This is a genomic window from Pseudomonas lundensis, from assembly GCF_015377145.2.
In the GTDB taxonomy this organism is placed as follows: domain Bacteria; phylum Pseudomonadota; class Gammaproteobacteria; order Pseudomonadales; family Pseudomonadaceae; genus Aquipseudomonas; species Aquipseudomonas lundensis.
Window position 1 is genome coordinate 4,765,317 of the sequence record NZ_CP062158.2, and the last position, 22,631, is coordinate 4,787,947.

18 protein-coding genes, 1 tRNA gene and 1 pseudogene are annotated in these 22,631 nt (G+C 59.4%); 6 read left to right on the top strand and 14 right to left on the bottom strand.

Going from position 1 to position 22,631, the window contains the following annotated elements; all coding sequences use genetic code 11:
* Positions 1–25: 25 nt before the first annotated feature.
* Positions 26–685, bottom strand: a complete 660-nt coding sequence (locus tag IF654_RS22225) for a glutathione S-transferase family protein (protein WP_047279819.1) — start codon at positions 683–685, stop codon at positions 26–28.
* A gap of 125 nt (positions 686–810) precedes the next feature.
* On the opposite strand from IF654_RS22225, the gene IF654_RS22230 reads away from it, so the two are divergent.
* A complete protein-coding gene (locus IF654_RS22230; RefSeq protein WP_047272795.1) occupies positions 811–1,095 on the top strand; it encodes a hypothetical protein in 285 nt (94 codons plus the stop codon).
* Positions 1,096–1,103: 8 nt separating this feature from the next.
* Here the strand turns inward: IF654_RS22230 and dibA are convergent, their stop codons facing one another.
* Positions 1,104–3,026, bottom strand: a complete 1,923-nt coding sequence (gene dibA, locus IF654_RS22235) for a phosphodiesterase DibA (RefSeq protein WP_194862861.1) — start codon at positions 3,024–3,026, stop codon at positions 1,104–1,106.
* Between the two features lie 149 nt (positions 3,027–3,175).
* Here dibA and desA point away from each other — a divergent pair, with 149 nt between their 5' ends.
* Complete coding sequence (gene desA, locus IF654_RS22240) at positions 3,176–4,360, top strand: delta-9 fatty acid desaturase DesA (RefSeq protein WP_047272793.1); 1,185 nt, start codon at positions 3,176–3,178, stop codon at positions 4,358–4,360.
* 43 nt (positions 4,361–4,403) lie between these two features.
* On the opposite strand, the gene IF654_RS22245 is transcribed toward desA, so the two are convergent.
* From IF654_RS22245 to gabD, 4 genes are all read right to left on the bottom strand, one after another.
* Positions 4,404–5,618, bottom strand: coding sequence for a response regulator (locus IF654_RS22245; protein WP_047281660.1), 1,215 nt, complete (start codon positions 5,616–5,618; stop codon positions 4,404–4,406).
* 144 nt (positions 5,619–5,762) lie between these two features.
* Positions 5,763–7,046 (bottom strand): 4-aminobutyrate--2-oxoglutarate transaminase, encoded by a 1,284-nt coding sequence (gene gabT, locus IF654_RS22250; RefSeq protein ID WP_047272791.1) that lies wholly within the window; start codon positions 7,044–7,046, stop codon positions 5,763–5,765.
* 8 nt (positions 7,047–7,054) lie between these two features.
* Entirely contained in the window at positions 7,055–7,186 is a 132-nt protein-coding gene (locus tag IF654_RS23140; protein ID WP_255164129.1) for a hypothetical protein, read from the bottom strand.
* 36 nt (positions 7,187–7,222) lie between these two features.
* Positions 7,223–8,665, bottom strand: coding sequence for an NADP-dependent succinate-semialdehyde dehydrogenase (gabD, locus tag IF654_RS22255; protein WP_047281878.1), 1,443 nt, complete (start codon positions 8,663–8,665; stop codon positions 7,223–7,225).
* Positions 8,666–9,012: 347 nt separating this feature from the next.
* Here gabD and IF654_RS22260 point away from each other — a divergent pair.
* From IF654_RS22260 to IF654_RS22275, 4 genes and pseudogenes are all read left to right on the top strand, one after another.
* Positions 9,013–9,089: transfer RNA gene (locus tag IF654_RS22260), tRNA-Arg, on the top strand.
* 241 nt (positions 9,090–9,330) lie between these two features.
* A pseudogene (locus IF654_RS22265) lies at positions 9,331–9,834 on the top strand (RNA polymerase sigma factor); the annotation flags it as partial.
* Between the two features lie 25 nt (positions 9,835–9,859).
* A complete protein-coding gene (locus IF654_RS22270; protein WP_047281875.1) occupies positions 9,860–10,792 on the top strand; it encodes a FecR family protein in 933 nt (310 codons plus the stop codon).
* 115 nt (positions 10,793–10,907) lie between these two features.
* Positions 10,908–13,355 carry a TonB-dependent receptor gene (locus tag IF654_RS22275; protein WP_230683746.1) on the top strand — a complete coding sequence of 816 codons (2,448 nt, stop codon included), beginning with the start codon at positions 10,908–10,910 and terminating at the stop codon, positions 13,353–13,355.
* 83 nt (positions 13,356–13,438) lie between these two features.
* Here the strand turns inward: IF654_RS22275 and IF654_RS22280 are convergent, their stop codons facing one another.
* The 8 genes from IF654_RS22280 to IF654_RS22315 form a co-directional block, all read right to left on the bottom strand.
* Positions 13,439–14,917: a YdgA family protein gene (locus tag IF654_RS22280; protein ID WP_094987883.1), complete on the bottom strand. Its 1,479-nt coding sequence runs from the start codon at positions 14,915–14,917 to the stop codon at positions 13,439–13,441.
* A 137-nt stretch (positions 14,918–15,054) separates the two neighbouring features.
* Complete coding sequence (locus tag IF654_RS22285) at positions 15,055–15,699, bottom strand: NADH:ubiquinone oxidoreductase subunit N (RefSeq protein WP_094987884.1); 645 nt, start codon at positions 15,697–15,699, stop codon at positions 15,055–15,057.
* Between the two features lie 107 nt (positions 15,700–15,806).
* The gene (locus IF654_RS22290) at positions 15,807–17,252 is read right to left on the bottom strand and encodes an efflux transporter outer membrane subunit (RefSeq protein WP_094987885.1); all 1,446 of its coding nucleotides are present in this window, start codon (positions 17,250–17,252) and stop codon (positions 15,807–15,809) included.
* On the bottom strand, positions 17,249–18,151 hold the full coding sequence (locus IF654_RS22295; protein ID WP_047281665.1) for an efflux RND transporter periplasmic adaptor subunit: 903 nt from the start codon (positions 18,149–18,151) through the stop codon (positions 17,249–17,251). Before IF654_RS22295 ends, IF654_RS22290 begins: the two co-directional genes overlap by 4 nt.
* Positions 18,148–18,357 carry a DUF1656 domain-containing protein gene (locus tag IF654_RS22300; protein ID WP_047272783.1) on the bottom strand — a complete coding sequence of 70 codons (210 nt, stop codon included), beginning with the start codon at positions 18,355–18,357 and terminating at the stop codon, positions 18,148–18,150. Before IF654_RS22300 ends, IF654_RS22295 begins: the two co-directional genes overlap by 4 nt.
* The gene (locus tag IF654_RS22305) at positions 18,354–20,444 is read right to left on the bottom strand and encodes an FUSC family protein (protein ID WP_047272782.1); all 2,091 of its coding nucleotides are present in this window, start codon (positions 20,442–20,444) and stop codon (positions 18,354–18,356) included. The genes IF654_RS22300 and IF654_RS22305 overlap by 4 nt, the downstream gene beginning before the upstream one ends.
* A complete protein-coding gene (locus IF654_RS22310) occupies positions 20,441–20,872 on the bottom strand; it encodes a MarR family winged helix-turn-helix transcriptional regulator (protein ID WP_047281870.1) in 432 nt (143 codons plus the stop codon). Before IF654_RS22310 ends, IF654_RS22305 begins: the two co-directional genes overlap by 4 nt.
* Before the next feature lie 104 nt (positions 20,873–20,976).
* Positions 20,977–22,611, bottom strand: coding sequence for a glycosyltransferase family 39 protein (locus IF654_RS22315; RefSeq protein ID WP_194862860.1), 1,635 nt, complete (start codon positions 22,609–22,611; stop codon positions 20,977–20,979).
* Between the last annotated feature and the right edge of the window lie 20 nt (positions 22,612–22,631).

Here is a 22,631-nt window from a genome sequence, read left to right on the forward strand (position 1 = left end):
TCGTCGGGCGCCCAAGGGCGTCCGATTACTTCTTGCTACTGATCCACGCCAAAAATTGCGGCATGGCCGCGTCTTTGTCGGCTGCGATCTTCTGTGCGTGCGGAGTTTGCTCAAGCTGCTTGAGTAATGCTTTGGCCGCAGGCCATTCGGCCAGCAAATCCAGTTCAAACACTTTCTGCCCGACAGCACACGCCAGACTCACGCTGTAGAGGAAGAAAATATCCGCCACGGTGAACGTTTCGCCTGCCACATACGGGGCGAATTTGCCGTGCCTGCCCAGAGACGAAATGCCCTGAATCAGCTCGGCCTTGGCTTTTTCCTTGATGACGTCCGGCACGCTCATGCCAAAGAACGCCTCGGGATAACAGGCGCGGGCCGGCAACTCGATATACAGCTCGATTTCCTTGGCCAGCGCCAGCACCTGCGCACGCTCGAACGGATCGACCGGCAACAGACGGGTGCCCGGCTGGGTGTCCTCAATGTATTGAAGGATCACGCTGGTTTCGTTGACGAACCCTTGCTCAACCCCCAGCACAGGCACTTTGCCACGCGGGCTGATGGCCAGCGCTTCAGGGGTTTGCGCGGCAAAAAAAGGCACTTCCTCGAAGGGCACGCCTTTTTCCAGCAGCGCCATTTTGACCATGTTGTAGTAGTTGCTGACGGCAAATCCATAAAGCTTGAGCATTGCGAAGCCTCCAGGCCAGGTTGGGGTGGGCAGCGCTTGTTATAGAGCTTCGCCACCGGACTGGCTAGCAGCATCATTGTGCTGAATGCAGTTAAACTGCCGGCCTTTACTTAAGGAGCCTGCCCATGAGCGAGCCAACAGACATCGATAACGACGAAGAAACGTTCGCCGAAAACACCCTGATCGAAGCCATCGAAAACCAGATCGAGGCCGACAACCCGCCAGCCGCCAAAGCCACGTTCAACAAGCTGACCCTGGTGGGCTATGAGCGCGAAGAGATTCTGAACTTGATGGCCCACGTGCTGGCCGTGGAAATTGACGCGATCCTCGAAGAAGACCGCGCCTTCAATACTGAGTGGTACGAAGCCGCATTACGCGCGCTGCCAGAGCTGCCACCCGAGAAGAACTGAGCCCGCGCTCAGGGGCGGATCGCCGGAGCCCGCTGCCAATCCAGATCACGGGCGGGCATCGGGCGGCCAAACCAGTAACCCTGCCCCAAGTCGCAATGGTGGTCGAGCAGGAACTGCGCCTGTTCGACATACTCGATGCCTTCAGCATGCACCTGCATGCCCATGCTCTGAGCCAACGCGATGACGGCGCGCACAATCGCCACATCGTCATCGTCACCGGGTAGGCCGGCGACAAATCCCTGGTCGATTTTTAGCTTTTGCACGGGCAAACGCTTGAGGCGTAACAGCGAAGAGAATCCGGTACCGAAGTCATCAATCGCCAGCCGCAAGCCCAGTTCACGCAGACGATGCATTTGCTCAAGCGCCACCTCCGAGTTGTCCATGACCGCACTTTCGGTCACTTCCAGCTCCAGCAACGCCGGGTTCAGACCGGTGTCGGCCAATACCGTGGACACCAACTGATACAGCTCGGGCCGTGCAAACAGACGGCTGGAAATGTTCACGGCGACAAACGACAAATCCACGCCCGCCGCTTGCCATTGGCACATTTGCCAGCACGCCTGCTCAAGCACCCACGCATCAATCTCGGCAATCAGCCCCGTGCGCTCGGCAATCGGGATAAATTCGCCTGGCGCCACCAGACCGCGCTGCGGATGCTGCCAGCGCACCAGCGCCTCCACGCCCACCATGCGGCTGGTGGTCAGATCGTGGACCGGCTGGAAATACACCCGCAGCTCTTGCTGCTCCAGGGCACGCCGCAAATCACTGGCCACTTCGATACGGTATTGCGCGTGTGCGGTCAGCTCTTCGGTGTACAACGCGTAGCCTTCGCGGCCCGCACTTTTGGCCTTGAACAGCGCCGAGTCGGCATTGCGCAGCAGTTGTTCGGCATTCAGGGCGTCATTGGGGTACAAGCTGATGCCCACGCTGGCGCTGATAAACAGCTGGTGGGTTTCTATGATGAACGCGCCCTTCATGACTTCGAGCACTTGCTGGGCAAAGCCGGCCGCCTGCGCAACCTGGGTGCAGTTTTCCACCAGCACGGCGAATTCATCGCCGCCCAGGCGAGCCACGGTAAAGCCTTTGCCAAACACCGCCGTCAGGCGCTCGCCCACCGCCTTGAGCAACAGATCGCCCACGTTGTGGCCCATGCTGTCGTTGATGATTTTGAAATGGTCGAGGTCGATCATCAGCAGCGCGCAACCCGACTTGTGACGCTGTGCGTAAGCCAACGCCTGCTCGGCACGGTCAGTAAACAGCAGGCGGTTGGGCAAGTCGGTCAGCGGGTCGTGATGCGCCAGACGCATCAACTCGCTCTGGGTATTTTTGATCGCGGAAATATCGGAAAACACGGCAACGTAATGCGTGATCTGATCTTTATTGTCGCGAACAGCCCGGATTGTCTGCCATTGAGGATAGATCTCACCACTTTTGCGTCGATTCCAGATTTCACCGTGCCATTCGCCGGTTTTTTCCAGCGATTCGAACACAGCCTGATAAAATTCCGGCCCATGATGCCCCGACTTGAACATATTGGGCCGTTGACCCAGCACTTCCTCGGGCGCATAACCGGTGATTTTTACCAAGGCCGGGTTCACGTGCACGATGACTCCGTTGTGGTCGCTGACCAGCACCCCTTCCCGGGTACAGTCGAACACCACCGCAGCCTGACGCAGACGCTCTTGATCCAGACGCTGGCGGCGCAAGCGAGCGCCCATGCCCAGAAAACTGAACAATCGGGCACGCGCAAGGAATATCAGTCCCGCACTGACACCCACCCACACGTAGCTATTTACCCGCTGCCAGTGCGCCAGTTGGGCTGAATCATCAAGAAAACTGTTCAATAAGTGATCAGTGAGAAACAGCCATAAAACCGACAACAGCCCGTATAACAGGGCTGCACGCATGGCATCACGATAAGAAACCGACATAAGACAGTTAAAACGCCTACAAAAAAAGAGGAATTATAGTGTAAGAAACATCCGGCGACTGTTATCTGAAAGGCCGACTGGTTTTATCTGCCTGCATAGTGATAATGCGTGTTGCAGTTTTTTTCATCTTCCCGAGGGCCAAACAGCCTATGTGGTACAACGGTTTACTTGACCTGTCAGCCTGGCAACTGGTGGCAGTCACTCTGTTGATGACCCACGTGACCATTATCGGTGTCACGGTTTATCTCCATCGCTACTCAGCTCACCGCTCCCTGGAGCTCAATGGTGGCCTGAAACACTTCTTCCGCTTCTGGTTGTGGCTCACCACCGCACAGAACACCCGCGAGTGGACAGCCATCCACCGCAAGCACCACGCCAAATGCGAAACCGCCGATGACCCGCATAGCCCGGTCATCAAAGGGTTATCGACCGTTCTGCGCAAAGGTGCAGAACTTTATCGCGAAGAAGCGCAAAACCCCGAAACCCTGCGCATCTATGGCAAGAACTGCCCTGAAGACTGGATTGAGCGCAATCTGTACTCGCGCTACAAACTGCTGGGCGTTGCGATCATGCTCGCTATCGACCTGCTGCTGTTCGGCGCCATCGGCCTGACCATCTGGGCGATCCAGATGATGTGGATTCCAGTCTGGGCCGCCGGTGTGGTGAACGGTCTGGGCCACGCGGTGGGTTATCGCAACTTCGAATGCCGCGATGCGGCGACCAACCTGGTGCCGTGGGGCATCATCATTGGTGGCGAAGAGCTGCATAACAATCACCACACCTACCCGAACTCGGCCAAGATGTCGGTGAAAAAGTGGGAGTTCGACCTCGGCTGGGCGTGGATCAAAGTGTTCAGCTTTTTACGCCTGGCCAAAGTGCAGCGTGTTGCGCCCATCGCCCACCGGGTCGAGGGCAAAGGCAGCCTGGACATGGACACCGCCATGGCCATTCTGAACAACCGTTTCCAGATCATGGCGCAGTACCGCAAGCTGGTCATCGCACCGCTGGTTCAGCAAGAGCTGGCCAAGGTCGATCACTCGGTACGTCATCAGTTCCGCCGCGCCAAGCGCTTGCTGTCGCGCGAAACCAGCTTGCTGGAAGACCGTCATCACCAACGTATCGAGACGCTGCTGGAGCACAGCCAGTCGCTGAAAGTGATTTACGAGAAGCGTCTGGCCTTGCAACAGATCTGGGTCAAGACCAGCTCCAACGGGCACGACATGCTGGCGGCGATCAAAGAGTGGGTTCACGAGGCCGAAGCCAGCGGGATTCAATCGCTGCGGGATTTCGCCAAGCAATTGAAAACCTACTCGCTGCGCCCCGCAGCGGTCTGATCGGGAACGCGTCACTGCTGCTTGCGGTAGCAGTGACGCGCACTCAAGCCTTTTTGACCAAACGCTCCAGCTCCGGCACGCCGACTTTCAACAGGCGTGCCGTTTTGCTTTTTGCCACCGCGTCCACCCCTTCTTCAGGCTGCAAACTGGCCACCTGCCCCGCCAGATTCATCAGCAACGCCTCCCGCGAATACACCCCGCCACCCAAGTGATAGATCGCTGCGATCAGCTCACGCAGCTCCAGCGGCAACCGCCAGCGCGTGCGCAATGCCGAACCATAGGCCGCGCCGAACTCCGCCAGCGACTCGTCAATGGCTTGCGTGTCCAGCGCGCCGCCAGCCTGTAGCCACTCTTGCAGACAGCGCAACAGCGCCAGATCACCCAGACGGTGCAATAACCCGGCGCAATAACAGCGCTCCTGATCCAGGCTCAACATGCGCGCCAGCGTGCGCCCGTATTCAGCCGTGTGCAGCGACGCGTTCCAGTAATGTTCCGCGTAATCGGCCAGGCAAGGATCGCTGAGGCGAGCGCTGCGCTTGAGGGTCAACCCGAGCACCAGATTCATGCTTTGTGCGGGCCCGAGGCGTTGCAACGCCTGCGCCAGCGTCTGCACCGGACTCGCCCGATGCTGGGCCGCGCTGTTGGCGGCCGCAATTAGCACCGCCGTGATTTGCGGATCGGTGCGTACTTCTTGCTCAAGCAGTTTGAGGTCCAGGCCACCCGGATTGAGGCTGCGTTTGACCGCCAGTTGCACGTCGGCCAGCAAAGGCGCGCCATCCGACGAGGCACGCCGGTGTTCCAGAAACCGTTTGAGGGTCATGCCGGGGGTCAGCGCCGGAACATCACACGCCACCTCTTGCCCCGCACTCAGCAGCAGGCCTTGCAGACGCTGTGTCAGGCCGGGCATGTCCAGCGGCTTGGTCAGGTAAGCCGTGGGCGCCAGTGGCAGGGCTTCACGCACGCTGGCACTGTCGTTGCGATTACTGAGCAAGATAAACGGCAACACGGGGCTGCGCCGACGCTGGCGCACATGGCGCAAAAGGTCGAGGCCACTGACGCCGGAGAGGTCCCAGTCGGCAATGACCAGGTCGTAGCGCGTGTCACCCAACAGCGCGATCGCCTCCTGACCTTCGCCACAGACATCCAGTCGCGCGTCGCAACGCACACTCAGTACCACTTGTTTGAGCAGATCCCGAGACCACGGGTCGGTCTCGGCAATCAGCACGCTCGGCGCAGTGGATACATCAACAGCAGTCATGAATACGCTCCGGCAAATGTCCATGCACCTTAGTCAATGCCACGCGTCGGATACAGGCAAAAAGCCTTATTTGCGCTGTACAGACGCAAAAAAACCGCCGAAGCGGTTTTTTTGTGTCACAGGTCACATCTCAGACGCCGGGGCTCACGCCAGTTCAGCGAAGCACTCTTCGATGATGGCCAGGCCTTTGTCCAGTTGCTCGTCAGGCGATGTCAGCGGCACCAGCACCCGCAAGACGTTGCCGTAAGGACCGCACGACAGCAGGATCAGACCTTTCTCACGCGCTTTGGCGACTACTTGCGCCACGGCCGCTGCGTTTGGCTTGTGTGCATCGCCGCCTTCGAACAGCTCGACCGCGATCATGGCGCCCAACGCACGCACATCACCGATGACCGGGTACTTGGCCTGAATCGCCTTCAGACCGGTGACCAGACGCTCGCCCACTGCTTTGCAGCGGTCCAGCAAGTGCTCTTCTTCAAACACTTCCAGCACGGCCAACGCGGCCGCACAGGCAATCGGGCTACCGGCATACGTGCCACCCAGACCACCCGGTGCGATAGCGTCCATCAGTTCCGCCTTGCCGCACACACCGGCCAGCGGGAAGCCGCCTGCGATGGATTTGGCGAACGTGGTCAAGTCGGCGGTGACGCCCATCTGCTCCATGGCGAAGAACGTACCGGTACGGCCTGCGCCGGTCTGTACTTCGTCCGCGATCAAGAGGATGCCGTGCTTGTCGCACAACTCACGCAGGCGCGCCATGAACGCTTTCGGCGCCACGTAAAAACCACCTTCGCCCTGTACGGGTTCGATGATGATGGCGGCGATGTCTTTTGGCTCGGCGTCGTTTTTGAAGATGCGCTCGATGCTGGCAATGGAGTCATCAACGCTGATGCCATGCAGTTCGCACGGGTACAGCGCGCGGAAGATACCGCCCGGCATCAGGCCCATGCCTGCCGAGTAAGGCACGACTTTACCGGTCAGGCCCAACGTCATCATGGTGCGACCGTGGTACGCGCCAGTGAAGGCAATTACACCCGCACGGCCCGTGGCGGCACGGGCGATTTTCACGGCATTTTCCACGGCTTCAGAACCGGTGGTGACCAGCAGGGTTTTCTTGTCGAAGTTGCCCGGCACCTTGGCGTTGATTTTCTCGCACAGCTCAACGTAGGGCTCATAGGCCAACACCTGGAAGCAGGTGTGGGTCAGTTTGGTCAATTGCGCTTGAACGGCGGCAACGATTTTCGGGTGCAGGTGACCGGTGTTGAGTACGGCAATACCGCCTGCGAAGTCGATGAATTCACGGCCTTCAACGTCAGTGACGGTAGCGTTCTTCGCGGATTCGGCGAAGATCGGGTGAATCTGGCCAACACCGCGCGGGACAGCGGCTTCACGGCGTTTCATCAGGGATGCGTTGGTCTTGTTGCTCATGGGTGTCCTCATTCGCCGCTCATCAAACGGCGTGGTTCAAGGCTGACGCGCCGGGCAGACAACCAGGCCAGCATGCGATGATCGACTGGCATGGCGCTCCCGGCCACAGGAATTAACACGTTGAAACGCAGAAGAAGCATCGCTCTCGTGCCCCCTCTGCTGAACCACCCGCCGGGTTAGATGCCCAGGCAGAGATATTTGATTTCCAGGTAGTCTTCGATGCCGTATTTGGAGCCTTCACGGCCCAGACCCGACGCCTTGATACCCCCAAACGGGGCGACTTCATTGGAGATCAGACCCGTGTTCACACCGACCATGCCGTATTCCAGGGCTTCTGCTACACGGAATACACGGCTCAGGTCGCGTGCATAGAAGTAGGACGCCAGACCGAACTCGGTGTCGTTGGCCATCGCGATCACTTCGGCTTCGTCTTTGAAGCGGAACAACGGCGCCAGCGGACCGAAGGTCTCTTCCTTCGCCACCGCGGCATTTTTCGGCACGTTAACCAGAATAGTCGGCTCGAAGAAGCTGCCTTCCAGGCTGTTACCACCGGTCAGCAGGGTGGCGCCTTTGCTCAAGGCGTCTGCAATGTGCTCTTTGACTTTGGCCACGGCCTTGTCATCGATCAGCGGACCGGTGGTGGTGCCCTCTTCCAGACCGTTGCCGATCTTCAGCTTGCCCACAGCCGCTTTGAGTTTTTCAGCAAACGCGTCGTAGACCGAATCCTGAATGTACAGACGGTTGGCGCAGACGCAGGTCTGACCGTTGTTGCGGTATTTGGAAATAATCGCGCCTTCGACGGCCTTATCCAGGTCCGCGTCATCGAACACGATAAAGGGCGCGTTGCCACCCAGCTCCAGCGACACTTTTTTGATGTCCTTGGCGCATTCAGCCATCAACTGGCGACCAATTTCAGTCGAGCCGGTGAAGGACAATTTGCGCACGATCGGGTTGCTGGTCAGCTCGCCGCCGATGTCGCCAGCGCTGCCGGTGACCACGCTCAACACGCCCTTTGGAATGCCTGCGCGGTGCGCCAGCTCCACCAGTGCCAACGCGGAAAAAGGCGTTTGCGAAGCCGGTTTGATGACCATAGTGCAACCGGCCGCCAACGCGGGGCCTGCTTTACGGGTGATCATGGCCGCCGGGAAGTTCCACGGCGTGATCGCCGCTGTCACGCCAATGGGTTGCTTGATCACGATCAGGCGCTTGTCGGGCTGGTGGCCCGGGATGACGTCGCCATAAATGCGCTTGGCTTCTTCAGCGAACCACTCGATGAAGGACGCGGCGTATACGATCTCGCCCTTGGCTTCGGCCAGCGGCTTGCCTTGCTCCATCGTCATCAGGCGACCCAAGTCATCCTGGTGTTCGATCAGCAGCTCGAACCAGCGGCGCAGTTTGGTAGCACGCTCTTTGGCGGTCAGGGCACGCCAGGCGGGCAGCGCTTTGTCGGCAGCTTCAATGGCGCGGCGGGTTTCCGCAGCACCCATTTTTGGCACAGTGCCGAGAATTTCGCCGGTGGCCGGGTTGTTAACATTGATCGTCTGGCCGCCGTCGGCGTCTACCCAAGCCCCGTCGATGTAGGCTTGCTGGCGGAACAACTGTGCGTCTTTGAGCTGCATGTGGGCTTTCCTTAACAGCACCGCGCGGGCGCGGAGCAAATTATTGAGTGTAGAAAGGCGCCAAAGGTGGCTGCCGTCAGGAAGTCATTCACTGCCAAAGTGTTCAAAAAACGCACAACACACACGGCGTGCGGTTTAGCACTCAGACAAGAGCGTTTGAAATCTCAAACGAATCCTAGGAGCAAAGGGGGTAAAGGACAATAGGCTGTTCGAAAAAAAGAACAAGCGGCGTTCCTCTCCCTTTTCTCACACGGCCGTCATTAATAGCCCATATCGGCTTGAGAAACACCCGCTCAATCAGCGGCATGGACGGGTGACACGCAGATGAGTATCATGGCGCCCGCGCTGCACCAGTAGCTCAGCTGGATAGAGTACTGCCCTCCGAAGGCAGGGGTCGTGGGTTCGAATCCCGCCTGGTGCACCATCTTCTTTCCCTTGCTCAAGGGAACCGCTTTACCCCTCCGTTGTTATTGACTCTCCCGCACGTCATCGCTTGAAGCATTGCCGCGCCTGAATGTGCACCCGGACGTGCAGTTGAAGGGCGGGTGTACTCCATTCTGGCGCCCTCCCTTTCAGGGACTTGCCCGCAGGGACGTTGCGCTGGGGCGAGCAATCATGAATGATACGGCTTCTCATTCACGCCCTTGCCCGCTTGAGTCTCTGTGATGCCCTCGCCTTCCCCTTCCCGCTTGCTGGCCAGTTTTCAGGAGCATTACGACGATCTGTTGTCGTTCCTGACACGCCGCCTGCGAGATCGCCACCGGGCGGCGGACGTGGCACAGGAAACGTGGATTAAATTGGCGAAGATCGATCCTCACTCGATCACGGTGTTGAATGATCGGCACTTTATTTTCAAAGTCGCGGGCAATCTGGCCATTGATGCGTTGCGGATCGATCAGCGCCAGACCCGCAATTTGAGCGCCGAGCCGCCCTCGGTTGAACTGATCGATCCGGGCCTGCCGCCTGAAGGGCTGCTGCTGGCCAAGGAACGCATCGGGATTCTCGACCAGGCGTTGCAGCAGTTGTCGCCCAACGCCCGGCAAGCACTGCTTATGAGCCGCATCGACGGGATGACCCAAGCCCAGATCGCCGCCGAGCTGGGCGTGTCGCCGAGTATGGTGGCAAAATACATCGGCCAGGCGTTGCGCCACTGCCGTGACTGGCTCAAACACAACCATGCCTGAGCCCGCCGCAATGCCTCCTTGCCCCTCCACTGACGACCTCGACGATCAGGCCATTGACTGGCTAACCCGGTTGCACTCGGGTGACGCCACGGCCCGAGAGCGACTGGCGTATGCACAGTGGCAGCACCTGAGCCCGGCGCACCAAGCAGCGGCCCAAGAGGCCGAAGCGCTGTGGGCAGACATCGGCTTGACCCCTACGGCCCACACGCACGTCGACACACCTCGCTCACGCCGCAAGGCGGCACGCTGGGCCAGCGGGCTGGCGGCCGGGCTGGTGCTGGCGATATTCGGTTACAGCGCAGTCGAGGGCGTGCCGGGCTGGTTCGACACCCATCACACCGGCGTTGGCCAGCGCCAGCAATGGGTGTTGAGCGATGGCTCGCGGGTCACGCTCAACAGCGCCAGCGCGATCACGGTTGATTTCAATGAACACCGGCGCACGCTCTCACTGCGCAAGGGCGAAGCCCTGATTGAAGTGGCTGAAGATCCGTCGCGGCCTTTTATCGTCGAGGCGGGCGCCGATCGGGTGCAAGCCAAGAGCGCCACGTTCAGCGTGCGCCGCGACCCGGATCAAACACGGGTGCTGGTGGCCACCGGCGCGGCACAGGTCGAGCATCAGGCGCAAACCCTGGAGCTGCGATCCAATCAGTTAGCGGTTTACCGGGCCGGACAGACACTGGCCGAGCGCGATCAGGTGGACGCCCATGCGCTCACGGCCTGGCATCGCGGCAAACTGATCTTCAACCGCAAACCATTGCAAGAAGTGCTGGCCGAGCTGGAGCGCTATCAATACGGGCGCATCATCGTTCCCGATGCCGGGCTCGGCGCACTGCAAATCAGCGGTGTGTTCGACCTCAACGACCCGCACAACCTGCTGCATACCCTGGAGCAGCGTTACGGCCTGAACATCACCTATTTGCCGTTTGTGGCGTGGGTGCGCTGAAAATAATTCTTCGCGGGCACTGCAAGATCCACTCGGGCATATCGTCGTAGTAAGACTGAGAGCGAAATACGTTCTCATTTGCGACATAAAAACCCGAAGAAGGATTGCAAAAGCGATGGTCGAGCACGTCAAAAAGCCGCGTGACGCACAACGAAAAGAACAGCGACTGCGTCAGGTGTTGATCGCCACCACTGTGCTCGCCAGCCTGGGCGGCACCGTGCAGGCCACGGCTCAGGCAGCGACGACGCAGGCCGCAGCCGTCAGCACACGTCAGGTCACTGTCAGCGTCCCGGCCCAAGACCTCGACCAGGCCCTGACCCAATTCGCCGATCAGGCCGACTTGCACCTGCTGTTCACGTCTGCGGAAGTCGCCGGTCTGCACAGCCCGGCGTTGCAAGGCCAGATGAGTGTCGAGCAGGCATTGCAGACCTTGCTGGCGGGCAGCGGCCTGAACTGGCAGTTCAGCGACGCACGCACGGTGATTCTGCGCAAGCCCCAAGCGCCTGCCCAAAGCCTGCAACTCAAGGCACTGGAAGTCAGCGTGGGCGCTCGCACCAGCACCGCGATCAGCGAAATTCCGGGCACCGTGTGGGTGGTCGATCACGTGCAGTTGCAAGAGCAACTCGACACTGGCGTCACCCTGAAGGAGGCCATCGGCAAGCTGGTGCCGGGGCTGGATCTGGCCCCCGAAGGGCGCAGTAACTACGGTCAAAACATGCGCGGGCGTAACGTGCTGGTGATGATCGACGGTGTCAGCCAGAACAGCTCGCGCGGGTTGTCGCGACAGTTCGACAGCATCTCGCCGTTCAACGTGGAGCGGGTCGAAGTGTTGTCCGGCGCCAGCGCGCTGTACGGCGGCGGTGCCACGGGCGGGATCATCAATATCGTGACCAAAAAAGGCACACCCGGCCCGGCTCAATTCGAGACCGAACTGTCGGCCACCAGCGGCTTCAACAACAGCGACGACCTGTCCAGCCGCATCTCGCAATCGGTGAGCGGCGGCACGGAGCGCCTCTATGGTCGGCTGGGGATTTCAGGCGAGCAGAACGAAGCCTTTTACGATGGCAAAGGCGATCAGGTGTTTATCGACAACACCCAGACCGACCTGCAGTACAACCGCACCCTCGACCTGATGGGCAGCCTCGCGATCAAGCTCGACGATGAGCAAGACCTCGACCTGTTGGCGCAGTATTACGACTCGGGCAACCACGGCAACGTGGGGATTTACTTCCCCAACCTGCATGACAAGGCGCCGTCCAACCTGGACGATGCCCAGATCCGCAGCGGCTACGACACCGACCTTGAGCCGCGCTCCAAACGCCTGCTGTTCAACGCCAACTACCATCACAGCGACGTACTGGGGCAAGACTTCTACCTACAAGGTTCGTACCGAAAGGAAGACAACAACTTCTTCCCGTTTCCTTACTACAACACCGGCAAACCCCAAGGCTCAAAAGGCGTTTACTTCGCCGCCTCGCAGCAAAACTTTGAAGTCACCAGCCTCAAGGCACTGTTCGCCAAACAGTGGGACAGCCTGAAGCTGACGTATGGCGTGGACCTGGATCGCGAGCGCTTCAACGCCGAACAAAGCGTATTTGATTCGGCCATGTCCTCGCAAAGCGGGGGCCTTGATCTGGTCACCCAGAGCAAAGCTCCGCGCTATCCCAGTTATCGCGTGGACGGGCGGTCGGTGTATGCGCAGTTGGACTGGAAGCTCACCGACGCCCTGACCGTGTCGGGCGGCGCGCGGCGCCAGCAAATGGACGTGGATGTGGGCGTGTTCAAAAACGTCCCGGGAGGCAGCAACGACTACGCGGTCAATCTGTTCAACCTGGGCACCATCTACGATTTCCAGAACGGCCATCAGACCTGGATCAACTACAGCGAAGGCTTCGATCTGCCGGATCCGGCCAAGTACTACGGCAAGCCGGGGCTGAGCGTTAAAGACAACCCGCTGGCCGGGATCAAAAGCCGCCAGGTGGAGACCGGCTGGCGTTTCGCGGACGTGGATTGGGATGCGCAGGCCGCGATTTACTACATCTGGTCGGACAAAGTCATCACCACAGACGCCGCCACGCTGACGATTGATGTCACGGACAAGAAGAGCCGCGACTTCGGCTTCGAAGGCGCGTTGACCCGTCACTTCAGCGACGGTTGGGAGGTGGGTGGCACCTTGCACATGGTGCGTTCGGAGGAAGAAGACGCCAACGGCGACTGGATGAAGCGCGATGCGCGTTACGCATCTTTGTCCAAGTCCACCGCGTTCGTGGGCTGGCACGGGGATGGACGTAACGTACGCCTGCAAGGCAACCATGCGTTCACCCTCAAGGACGATTCCGACCACAAAATCAGCGGGTACACCACGTTCGATTTAATGGGCAGCCAAGAGACCGAATTTGGCACCTTCAGCGCCGGTATCCAGAACCTGCTCGACAAGGAATACAGCACCGTGTGGGGCCAGCGTGCCGCGCTGTTCTACTCACCCACCTACGGACCTGAATACTTGTACGACTACCAGGGCCGCGGCCGGACCTACAGCCTGACGTGGTCATTGGCGTACTGACGCTCGCGCTACCTGTCAGCGGCGACAGATTTTTCTGTTGCCGCTGACAGGTATGAGGCGCTAAGCCGCGAGCCGCCGGTTCATTACTGAATCGGCGCGTTGAAGCGCTGGGTCATTTGAGTAATGAAGTCTTCAAGGCTCATTTTCTGGCCGTTGAAATCCACTTGCCCTGCTGCATAGTCAAGCGACGCGACAATGTTGTTGCCTTCCACTTTTGCCAGACCGGTGCCCACAGCGATGTTGCCGACCATGTCGCTGGTCATCGTGCCAACCTGCGCCAGGGTCTGCGGATCGGTTTGGCCTTCCAGTTGCGCCTGAACACCGGCGAGGTCGGCAATCATCGGCTTGGACAGCTGCAACTTGGCAACCAGCGAGGTCAGCAGTTGCTTGGTGATTTCCACGGGCGGCTGGTCAAGGGCCGCAGGCTGAGCCAGTGCCATCGCAAGGTTAAACTCGCTTTCGCCATGTGGCGTTTTCACGGCCAATTTCTCGACGGCCATCTGCGGCTTAGCCGCCAGCAAGGTATCCAGACTGGTTTGCAGTTGAACTTGCTCAGCCGGGGTCAGCTCACTCGCGGGCAGGGCGCCGTCCGCTTTTGGCTGAAACTTGGTCTGGTAAATCTGCAACATCGATTGCATCGCCGGGATGTCCAGGCTGCTGGCGCTCAAGACCAGTTGCGCACTCCCCACCGGGTTGTTGTTGAGCGAGACATCGCCGACTTTGTAGTCCAGGCGGCCCGACAGCAGTTTGCCGTTGGCGGAAGTGGAACCGGTGTATTCGAAGTTATTGACCTTGAGCAGCGACTGACGAATGCCAAAGGTGATTCGGCTTTCACTCAAACCCAAGAAGTTCTGGCCAAGGAAGAAGCCAAATTCGCTTTTGTCCAGGTCACTGGCCACGGTCAGCCCGTTGAGCTCAATCAGCAACTGCGGCTTGTTCAGCGACACGGCGTGCAGCTTGAAGTGATCCATGTAGCCTTTGCCTTTGAGGTTTTGGCCGTCGGCATCGGCCGTCCCTTCCATGGTCATGCCCGAGAAGCTGAGGCTGGAGTTTTCGTCCAGTGCGACCTCAAGGGGCAGAAACTCCATGCGGCCTTCGACCGAGCGGTTGTAACTCAGTGTGACCTGACCCTGAAGCGGGGATTGATCTTTGGCGGCAGCAAACCATTTTTCAGTGAAGGGCGTTTTTTCCAACGCGTACGTAGTGGTCGCCATGACCGGCATCCACTTAAAGGTCTTGAGGCGCGACCACGGCAACGGGCCATGCTCGATGTCAGCCACAAACAGCAACTCGACAGGCTCGGTATCCGGCCTGGCGGAGTCATCTTCAACCTTTACGCGGTAGTGAGCAGTGCTGCTGTAGAGGTGGCGGTCAAGCGAGACCAGCTCGACCGAACCGTGGGTGGGCGTGCCTTGCAACTGAGACGCCAGTTCCTTGTTGGCCTCCTGAATCGACGTTTGCAACACGCCTTCCAGTTTGGTTCCGGTGTACCACGCGCCTGCGGTATTCAGAGCACCTGCAATAACAACAATCCCTACTAACACGCCTAATGGTTTATTCATCAGTTGACCCGTTCAATGTCCGTTGTGTTGAAAGTAAAAGCGGTCTTTGCCAAGCCCGTCATGGGCCGAAAAGTGGCAGCAGGGTATCACTGGCAACTGGCCACACGCTTCTTTCGGACATTTTCAGTCACGTAAATTCAGGCTGAACGGGCCATGAGGCGCTCTATTTCGTCTAGGCGGTGATCGAAATTTTTGAGGATGGCGCTCCAGGTGTACACCAAGACTTCCAGGTCATGGTCGACGCAGATTTCTCCCACAGAATTCACAGACGAATCGGAGTAATCCAGCTGATACCGCTCTCGGGCCATGGCAGCGGCCACGTCAGCTAACTCACGCGCGTTATCGAGCCATTGACGCTCTTCGCTGGGCAAGGCTTTATCGAGTTGCAGGCATTGGGATTTAAGGGCATCCAGGCTTTTTTCGAGGGGCGTGGCGGTCAGCTCGCCCATGAACGCCTCAAACGTGCGTCCTGGCTGCCAGTAGCTGCCCCAGAAGTAGCGATCGAAGACTGTTTCAACGCGGCGTAACGCGATTTTGGTGTCCCAGATCAGAACCCGGGTCTGACCGGCTTCAACCTGACGCTTCTTGATTTGTCGGGTTTGCAGCAACGCCCAGGCCACCACTGCAATGGCCAATACCGCAATCAGCGCGCTGGCGCTGTCGAGGAAGAACAACGCTGTGTCGATTTGGTGCGCCAGCATGATGCCGTAGAAGTACGTCGCTGACAGCAGCACCACCGCGACGACCGCACACCAGAAACCGGGAGCATAAGGGTTTTTCATTATTAGAATCCCCATCGAACCATTTTGCGCGATGGGGAGGGGCTAAAAGTGTCTCGACGCCCTGAGCCATCGTTTTGATACCGACCTCTCAGAGCATAGCAACGCCCTCAGGGTTTCGCGTGGGTCGCCGCTTGCGTTCGTCCGCTTTCCCAGCCGCCACCGAGGGCCAGAAACAAGTCGATCTGGCTCATGGCAACCTGGGTGTTGGCCGCGGACAATTGCGCGCGCATATCCGTGTAAACACGGGTCGCTTGCAGGTCCGCCAGGAACGATTCGCGCCCCGCCTGAAAGAATTGGTGGGTTTGATCGGCGGCGGTCCTGGCTGATGCTTCGGCCTCGGCCAAGGCATCGCGGCGCTGCAGCAACGCGGTGTATTGCACCAGGCTGGTCTGGGTTTCGCGGATTGCGTTCAGCACCACACCGTCGAATTTGGCCAGGGCGCCTTGGGTGGCCGCTTCGGCTTCACGGATACGCGCACGCGAGCCGTTGGTAGGAATCGTCCAGCTCAACAACGGGCCAAAGCCCCAGCGATTGGTTGGCGCTGTGCCAAGGTTGTCGATGATGCCGACCGTGCCAATGCTCGCGCCGATGCTGATGTCGGGGTACAGGGCGCCTGTGGCCACACCGATCTGGGCGGTGGCTGCCGCCAGATGCCGCTCGGCCTGACGCACATCGGGACGGCGCTTGAGCAACGCAGCCCCGTCACCCACCGGCAGCAACTGCGCGATCTGCGGCAACTCGGCACACGTGGCAACGCCCGAGGGCAGTTGATCCAGCGGCTTGGCCAGCAACATCGACAGGCGAAACAGCCCGGACTGGCGCAAGGCTTCGTAGCGAGGCAGTTCGGCGCGCAACGATTTGAATTGCGTTTCAGAGCGTGTGACCTGGGTTTCGTCGCCGCGCCCTGCGTCGCGCAGTTGCTGAGTCAGCCGTGTACTTTGCGCCTGCAACTGGAGTGACTGTTCGGCAATGTGGTGCTCTTCGTTGGCCGCGCACACTTGGGTGTACGCCCGCACCACGTCTGCCACCAGGGTAATGCGAGCGGTGTCAGCCGCGGCCTGGGTGGCGTCGGCATTGGCCTGCGCCGCCTCGATGCCGCGCTGCAAGGTGCCCCATAAATCGAACTGATACGACGTGCTGATGCCAAGGTCACCGACGTTGGCCACCGGCACCTTGTCGGCCAGCAGGAACGCTTCGCCCGATTCCTGCAAACGCTGGGCACCCGCCTTGGCCGAACCGCTCCAGCCGCCCGCTGATTGCGCTTGCTCAACCTGAGCCCGTGCCCGTGACAGGTTAGCCGCCGCCACCCGCAAATCTGTGTTGGAGGCGAGCGCCTGACGCACCAGCTCGTTGAGTTTCGGGTCCCGATAGAGCTTCCACCAATCGGCAGGTACGGGAGCCGATATCACGTTGGTCCCCTCGCCCGCGAATTCGCCTTGTACATCGGGACGCTGCAACGCGGCGTCTTTGGGCAGGTGATAATCCGGCCCCACCAGTTGGCAGCCGGCCAGCAACAACCCCAGCCCCACGGCCGCCAGGTGAACGGGTTTCATGGCGCGTTCTCCTTCGCAGGTCGCGTGTGAGGTGTGTCTTCGATAATCGACACCGTGGCCGTGCGCCCGGCGATCATGCGGAAATCTTCCGGCACTTCATCGAACACAATGCGCACCGGAATCCGTTGCGCCAGCCGTACCCAGCTGAACGCCGGGTTGACGTTTGGCAGCAGGTTCTGGCCGCTGCTGCGGTCCCGGTCTTCAATACCGGCGACGATGCTTTCGACATGCCCGCGCAGACGCGCGTTGTCGCCAATCACGCGAATGTCCACGCGCTGCCCCACGTGAATGCCATCGAGCTTGGTTTCCTCGAAATAGCCGTCGATGTGGAAGGAGCTGCTGTCGACAATCGACAACACCGGGCGCCCGGCCGTGACGAACTCGTTGACGCGCGGCGCCCGATCGTTGACGTAACCGTCCACCGGGCTGCGCACGACGGTGCGGTCAAGGTTGAGCTGAGCGCTGTCCACCGCCACTTGGGCCTCGGTGAGCGCGGCCTGGGCACGCATTTCGCGGGACTGGCTTTCTTCCAGTTGTTCGCGGGCGACCAGATTGCCCAAGCCTTTGTTACGACGACTTTCACGCTGGGCCTGCGCCAGGGTTTCCTTGCGATCAGCCAGGGTGGCTTGGGCCTGGCGCAAGGCCAGCTTGAAGCGTTCCTGGTCGATCACAAACAAGACCTGATCGCGGGTAACCGGCTGGTTGTCACGCACCTCGACCTGTTTGATCAGGCCCGACACATCGGGCGCAATTTGCACGATGTCGGCACGAATGTGACCGTCCCGCGTCCACGGCGCAAACATGTAGTACATGGTCATGCGCCAGACCACGACGCAGGCAAACGCCACCACCAGCAAGGTGAGAACGACGCGGCCCAGGGTCAATAACGGTTTTTTCATGTCATCAAATATCGACTTAACGAATCCACAACGCCGAGAAGCAGAGCGTAGAGACCGACGTTGAACAAAGCCCGGTGCCAGACCAGGCGGTAAAAGTGCACACGCGTCAGAACCGCGTGTACCACCAAAAACAGTAAATAAGTGATGCCCATCAACACCAGAAAGGTGGGCAGGAACACCCCGCTGATATCCACATCACCGATCATAGCGGCGCTCCATCAATGCCTTGTACGTGGGGCTGGGGCAGGTCGTCGTTGTCGACGATAAATTCAACGCCGGGCAACAGTGCCAGCCGCAGACCGCTGAGCGCGTGCAACAAGTGAACACGGGCATCGCCTTCGTCCTGCAAGTCGTTGGCATTGAGCGCACGACGCGTGCGGTCCATGGTCATCTGCAACCCCGCAGGCACGGGCAGGCGCTCACCCGCCTTCAGGCAACTGCGAAAATAATCGCCCACGTCACTGACCACTTGGCGCAGCAGCAGTTGCGGGCCGCCGGTCACACGCGGTGCATACGCAAGCAAGTCCAGCAGATTAAGCGCGACACGCAACTCGCGGACTGCAATGCCGGTGTCTTGCCCGGTCATGGCCAGACGCGGCAAATGCTGCATCAGGCGATCGAGCATTTGCGCCCCCATGTGCCGGTGTTCAGCCAGCGTCGCGGGTTTGGTGAGCCGCACAATGTCACGCCAGCTGAAACGGGTCAGACGTTTGGCCGCCAGTTCAGCGCCGAACGGCCGTGCGATCAACGTCCAGACAAACGCGAACAATAAGCCGATCGGGCCGGCAAGGTTGGCGTTCATGAACACCATGAAGTCAGCATCGTAGGCGCCTTGAATGCTGATAAATGACGCGGTGTTCACAATCGTCAATAACGTGCCCAGGTAAAACCGCGGCTGCACGGTGAGCGTACCGACACAGATAAAGGGCACCGCGAACGCCAGTACCAGCATGGGGAAATCATGCAGGTTGGGCAGGATCACAAACAGATACAAACTGGCAAACAGTACCGACAGCGAGGTCCAGAAAAAGAAGCGGTAGATTTGCGGGGCCGGGTCGTCCATTGCAGCAAAGAAACTGCAAGCGACGGCGGCCAGAATCACGGCACTCGCCCCATCCGTCCAGCCCAGCAAAATCCACAACACGCAAGCCACCACGATAGCGGTCACGGTCGAGAACGCGGAATAGAGCATCAGGCCCCGGTCCAGGAACGGCGTCAGGCGACCTAGCCGCCAGTGCCGATACACCGCCCGCCATACGTCTTGATTGCCCGTCGTAATAGCGTGCTGCAAACTTTTGCAGTCTTGCCAGAGATCGATCCACTCACCCAAGCGGTACAACACGTTGGACAACAGCAACTGACGCCGGTCATCCAGGGCCGCCGCGCTCGGTTGCAGGGCCTCAAGTTCGTGGCGCAGGGCCTTCCAGTGCTCAATCGGCGCGCCTTCGCGGGTGCTTTCAAGCCACTGCTGCGCGCGGTCCAGCAAGGGCGTGACTTTCTCAACCAGCTCGGGCGTGCGCCGCTCAAGGGCGTACAGCGCGTCATCCAGCGCGTCCACCACGGGCAGCAGGTGAATCATGCGCCCGCGCAATTCTTTGGTGTTACGCACGGTTTGCGGGTGCGCCCCTTCGTGAGGTAATTGGCCGATCATCAGCTCAAGGGTGTTGAACGTGGCCACCATCGACGAACGCAGGCCGCTGGCCTTGTTGGGTTCAACGTCACGGGCCAGAAAGTGTTTGCTGTAATTGGCCGCATCACCAAACCACTTGCCCGCTGCATCAATGAACACGGGGGTCAGGCGACGCGGCCAGAACATGCTGCCCACGACGGCGGCACAGACGATACCCAGCATGATTTCTTCGGTACGCGAAATGGCAATGTCGAAGACGTTGAGCGGGTTATCCACAATCGGCAGCGCGATCATCGGCATCGTGTAGCCCGCCAACATGAACACGTAGCTGTTGGCGGTGCGCAAGTGCAGCGACAGGAACAACAGAATGCCGGTCCAGAGCGCAATCACCAGCACCAGCAAAAACGGGGTCTGCACGAACAAGGGCACAAAGAACACGGCCGCCGACGCGCCCAGCAAGGTGCCAAGCGCGCGATACACCGCCTTGGAGCTGGTAGGGCCTACGAAAGGACTGGAAACGATGTAAACCGTTGCCATCGCCCAATACGGACGCGGCATCTCCATGAGCAGGGCAATGTACAGCGCGATCATCGACGCGGCGAATGTACGTACGCCGTAAAACCAGTCGCGGGCAGGCGGCATGCTGCTGAAAAAGCCGTTCAAGAGGCGGCTCCATCAGGCAGTTGACCCGCCGCTTCGAATGCTTTGATCACCCGCAACGCGGCTTCTTGATCGGCGACTGAAACGCCCGCCAGCGCCGCGCGGCGCAATTGAACCAACTGCGCCTCGATCGACTGCGCAAGGGCGCGGCCGGCGTCTGTCAGGCTCAACGTTTTGGCGCGACGGTCACTGGCGTCTTCGCAACGACGTACGTAGCCGTCTTTGCACAACTGATCGAGCAGGCGCACCAAGGACGGGCTTTCCATGCCGGCAGCGTGGGCCACGGTAACCTGCCGCACGCCCTCGCCCAAGCGGCCGATAATCAGCAGCGGCATGGCGCAGGCTTCGGAGATCCCGTAGTTGACCAGCGTGGTCTGGCACACACGACGCCAATGACGGGTCGCGACCACCATGCCAGTACTGATGCTCATTTGAAGTGAATCAAGGGTGTCAGACAAAAGAAGTGTCACATAATGTTAGTTTGCTAACTATTAATATTGCGCGGCGAGTGGATCTCAGTCAAGAGTGTTGCAAATTAATTCTTAGAAAGATCGATAACGGCATCTTGAAAAAGCTGATGATCCCTACGTGCGCATTCGGTTGTGGGGCAAGTCAAATAGAGTCGGGCCTGGGTGTCTTCAACGGTCACGTCTTGAACCTTGCGCCAATTCGCTGGCACAGGCGCGAAATCATCGGGTTGCTCGCTGCTGCTGATTAACCAGATGCGATGGGTGCCGGACGGCAGGTCTTGCAGTCGATCAACATAAATATGCTCGCCATCGTCCTGCACCAGCGTGCCAAAACCGTAATCGTTGGGACGGCCCGCCCCCCCTTCTTGTGTCGGGGGCGTGTAGAGCATGGGCTGGGCTCCCGTCTTGTTGTAATAAACGTAGCCGAAGTACCAGAACAGGTCGCTGACGACGATTCGGTCGCCGGGCAAAAATTGCTGATTGACATGCCCTACCAACCGATCGAAATGATCGGCCTCGCCAGTGAAATTACTGTGCAAGCCCACCAGCTCCACGCCGATGAACATGGCCAGCACACTTACTGCCCACTTGCGTCGACGTGCGTACAAACGCTCTACAACAAGCGCCACAACCATCGGCAAGCCCAATGCGGCGAACATCACATAGCGCTCAATGAATAAGGGGGATGCGAACGACACGAGATAGATCAGCACAATGGGCAGCAAGGTGTAGATCACAATCAGCGTCGGAAATTTCAAGAGCGTGCGATCACGCGCAGCAGTCCATGCCACCACGCCCAGCAGGAGCAGTGGAACGAACCAAAATAAAGGCCATGGCAAGTTATCCCCTTCGTCCTGGATCAAAAACTGCCAGATCATGGCAGGCAGTGAGCGCGCACCGACCACAGGCTCCCAGCCCACGTCTCCTCCGGCTTTCAGCTCGGGCATGTGCTGTAACAAATCGATGAAACCGGGCAGCCACGGCAGGAACATCAATACAATCGCCACATTTGCGAGCCACCAGGCGGGACGTTTGATCAACATGGCCGGACCCGTTTTGCTGACGCTGGCAATCAGCAGATACAGCCAATGAGCCAGCACGCAGAACGCAGTGAAGTAATGGGTATAGAACGCAGCCGCCATCAAAACGGCGTAAACCGCCAGATACCGGTTTCGGGTCGGGGACATGACCCAATAAGCCAGCGCGATGGTCGCGGCCATCAGACACGCGCCCAGCAGGGCGTACATGCGGACTTCTTGGCTGTAACGCACAGCAATCGGTAACAGTGCCAGCATCAAACCGGCGAGCAAGGCGGCGCGCTGAGTCGAGATCAAACGCACGAGCCACATGCCCAGAAACACCGTTGCAATGCCAGGCAAAACACTCAGCGCCCGGAGGGCGAACACGCCGTCGCCAAACAGCGCCGTCCATCCATGCAACAGCATGAAATACAGCGGTGGATGTACATCGTGAGCCGCGTGAAACCAGATCCCCGTCAGTGGAAACTGGCTCAACATCAAACTTGAACCCTCGTCGCACCAAATAGCCGACGTGGTAGAACCCAAAAAACGCACGGCTGAAGCAAGCAGCAAAATGCCCCAGAGCCCTGGGAGGCGAATCAAACCGGTCAACAAGCTGTGGGACGGTTCTGATGCGCGTATCAGATGCTCGCTTACATCGTTGTGACTGAGTACGCCCATCCTTCACCTGTTCAAGACTA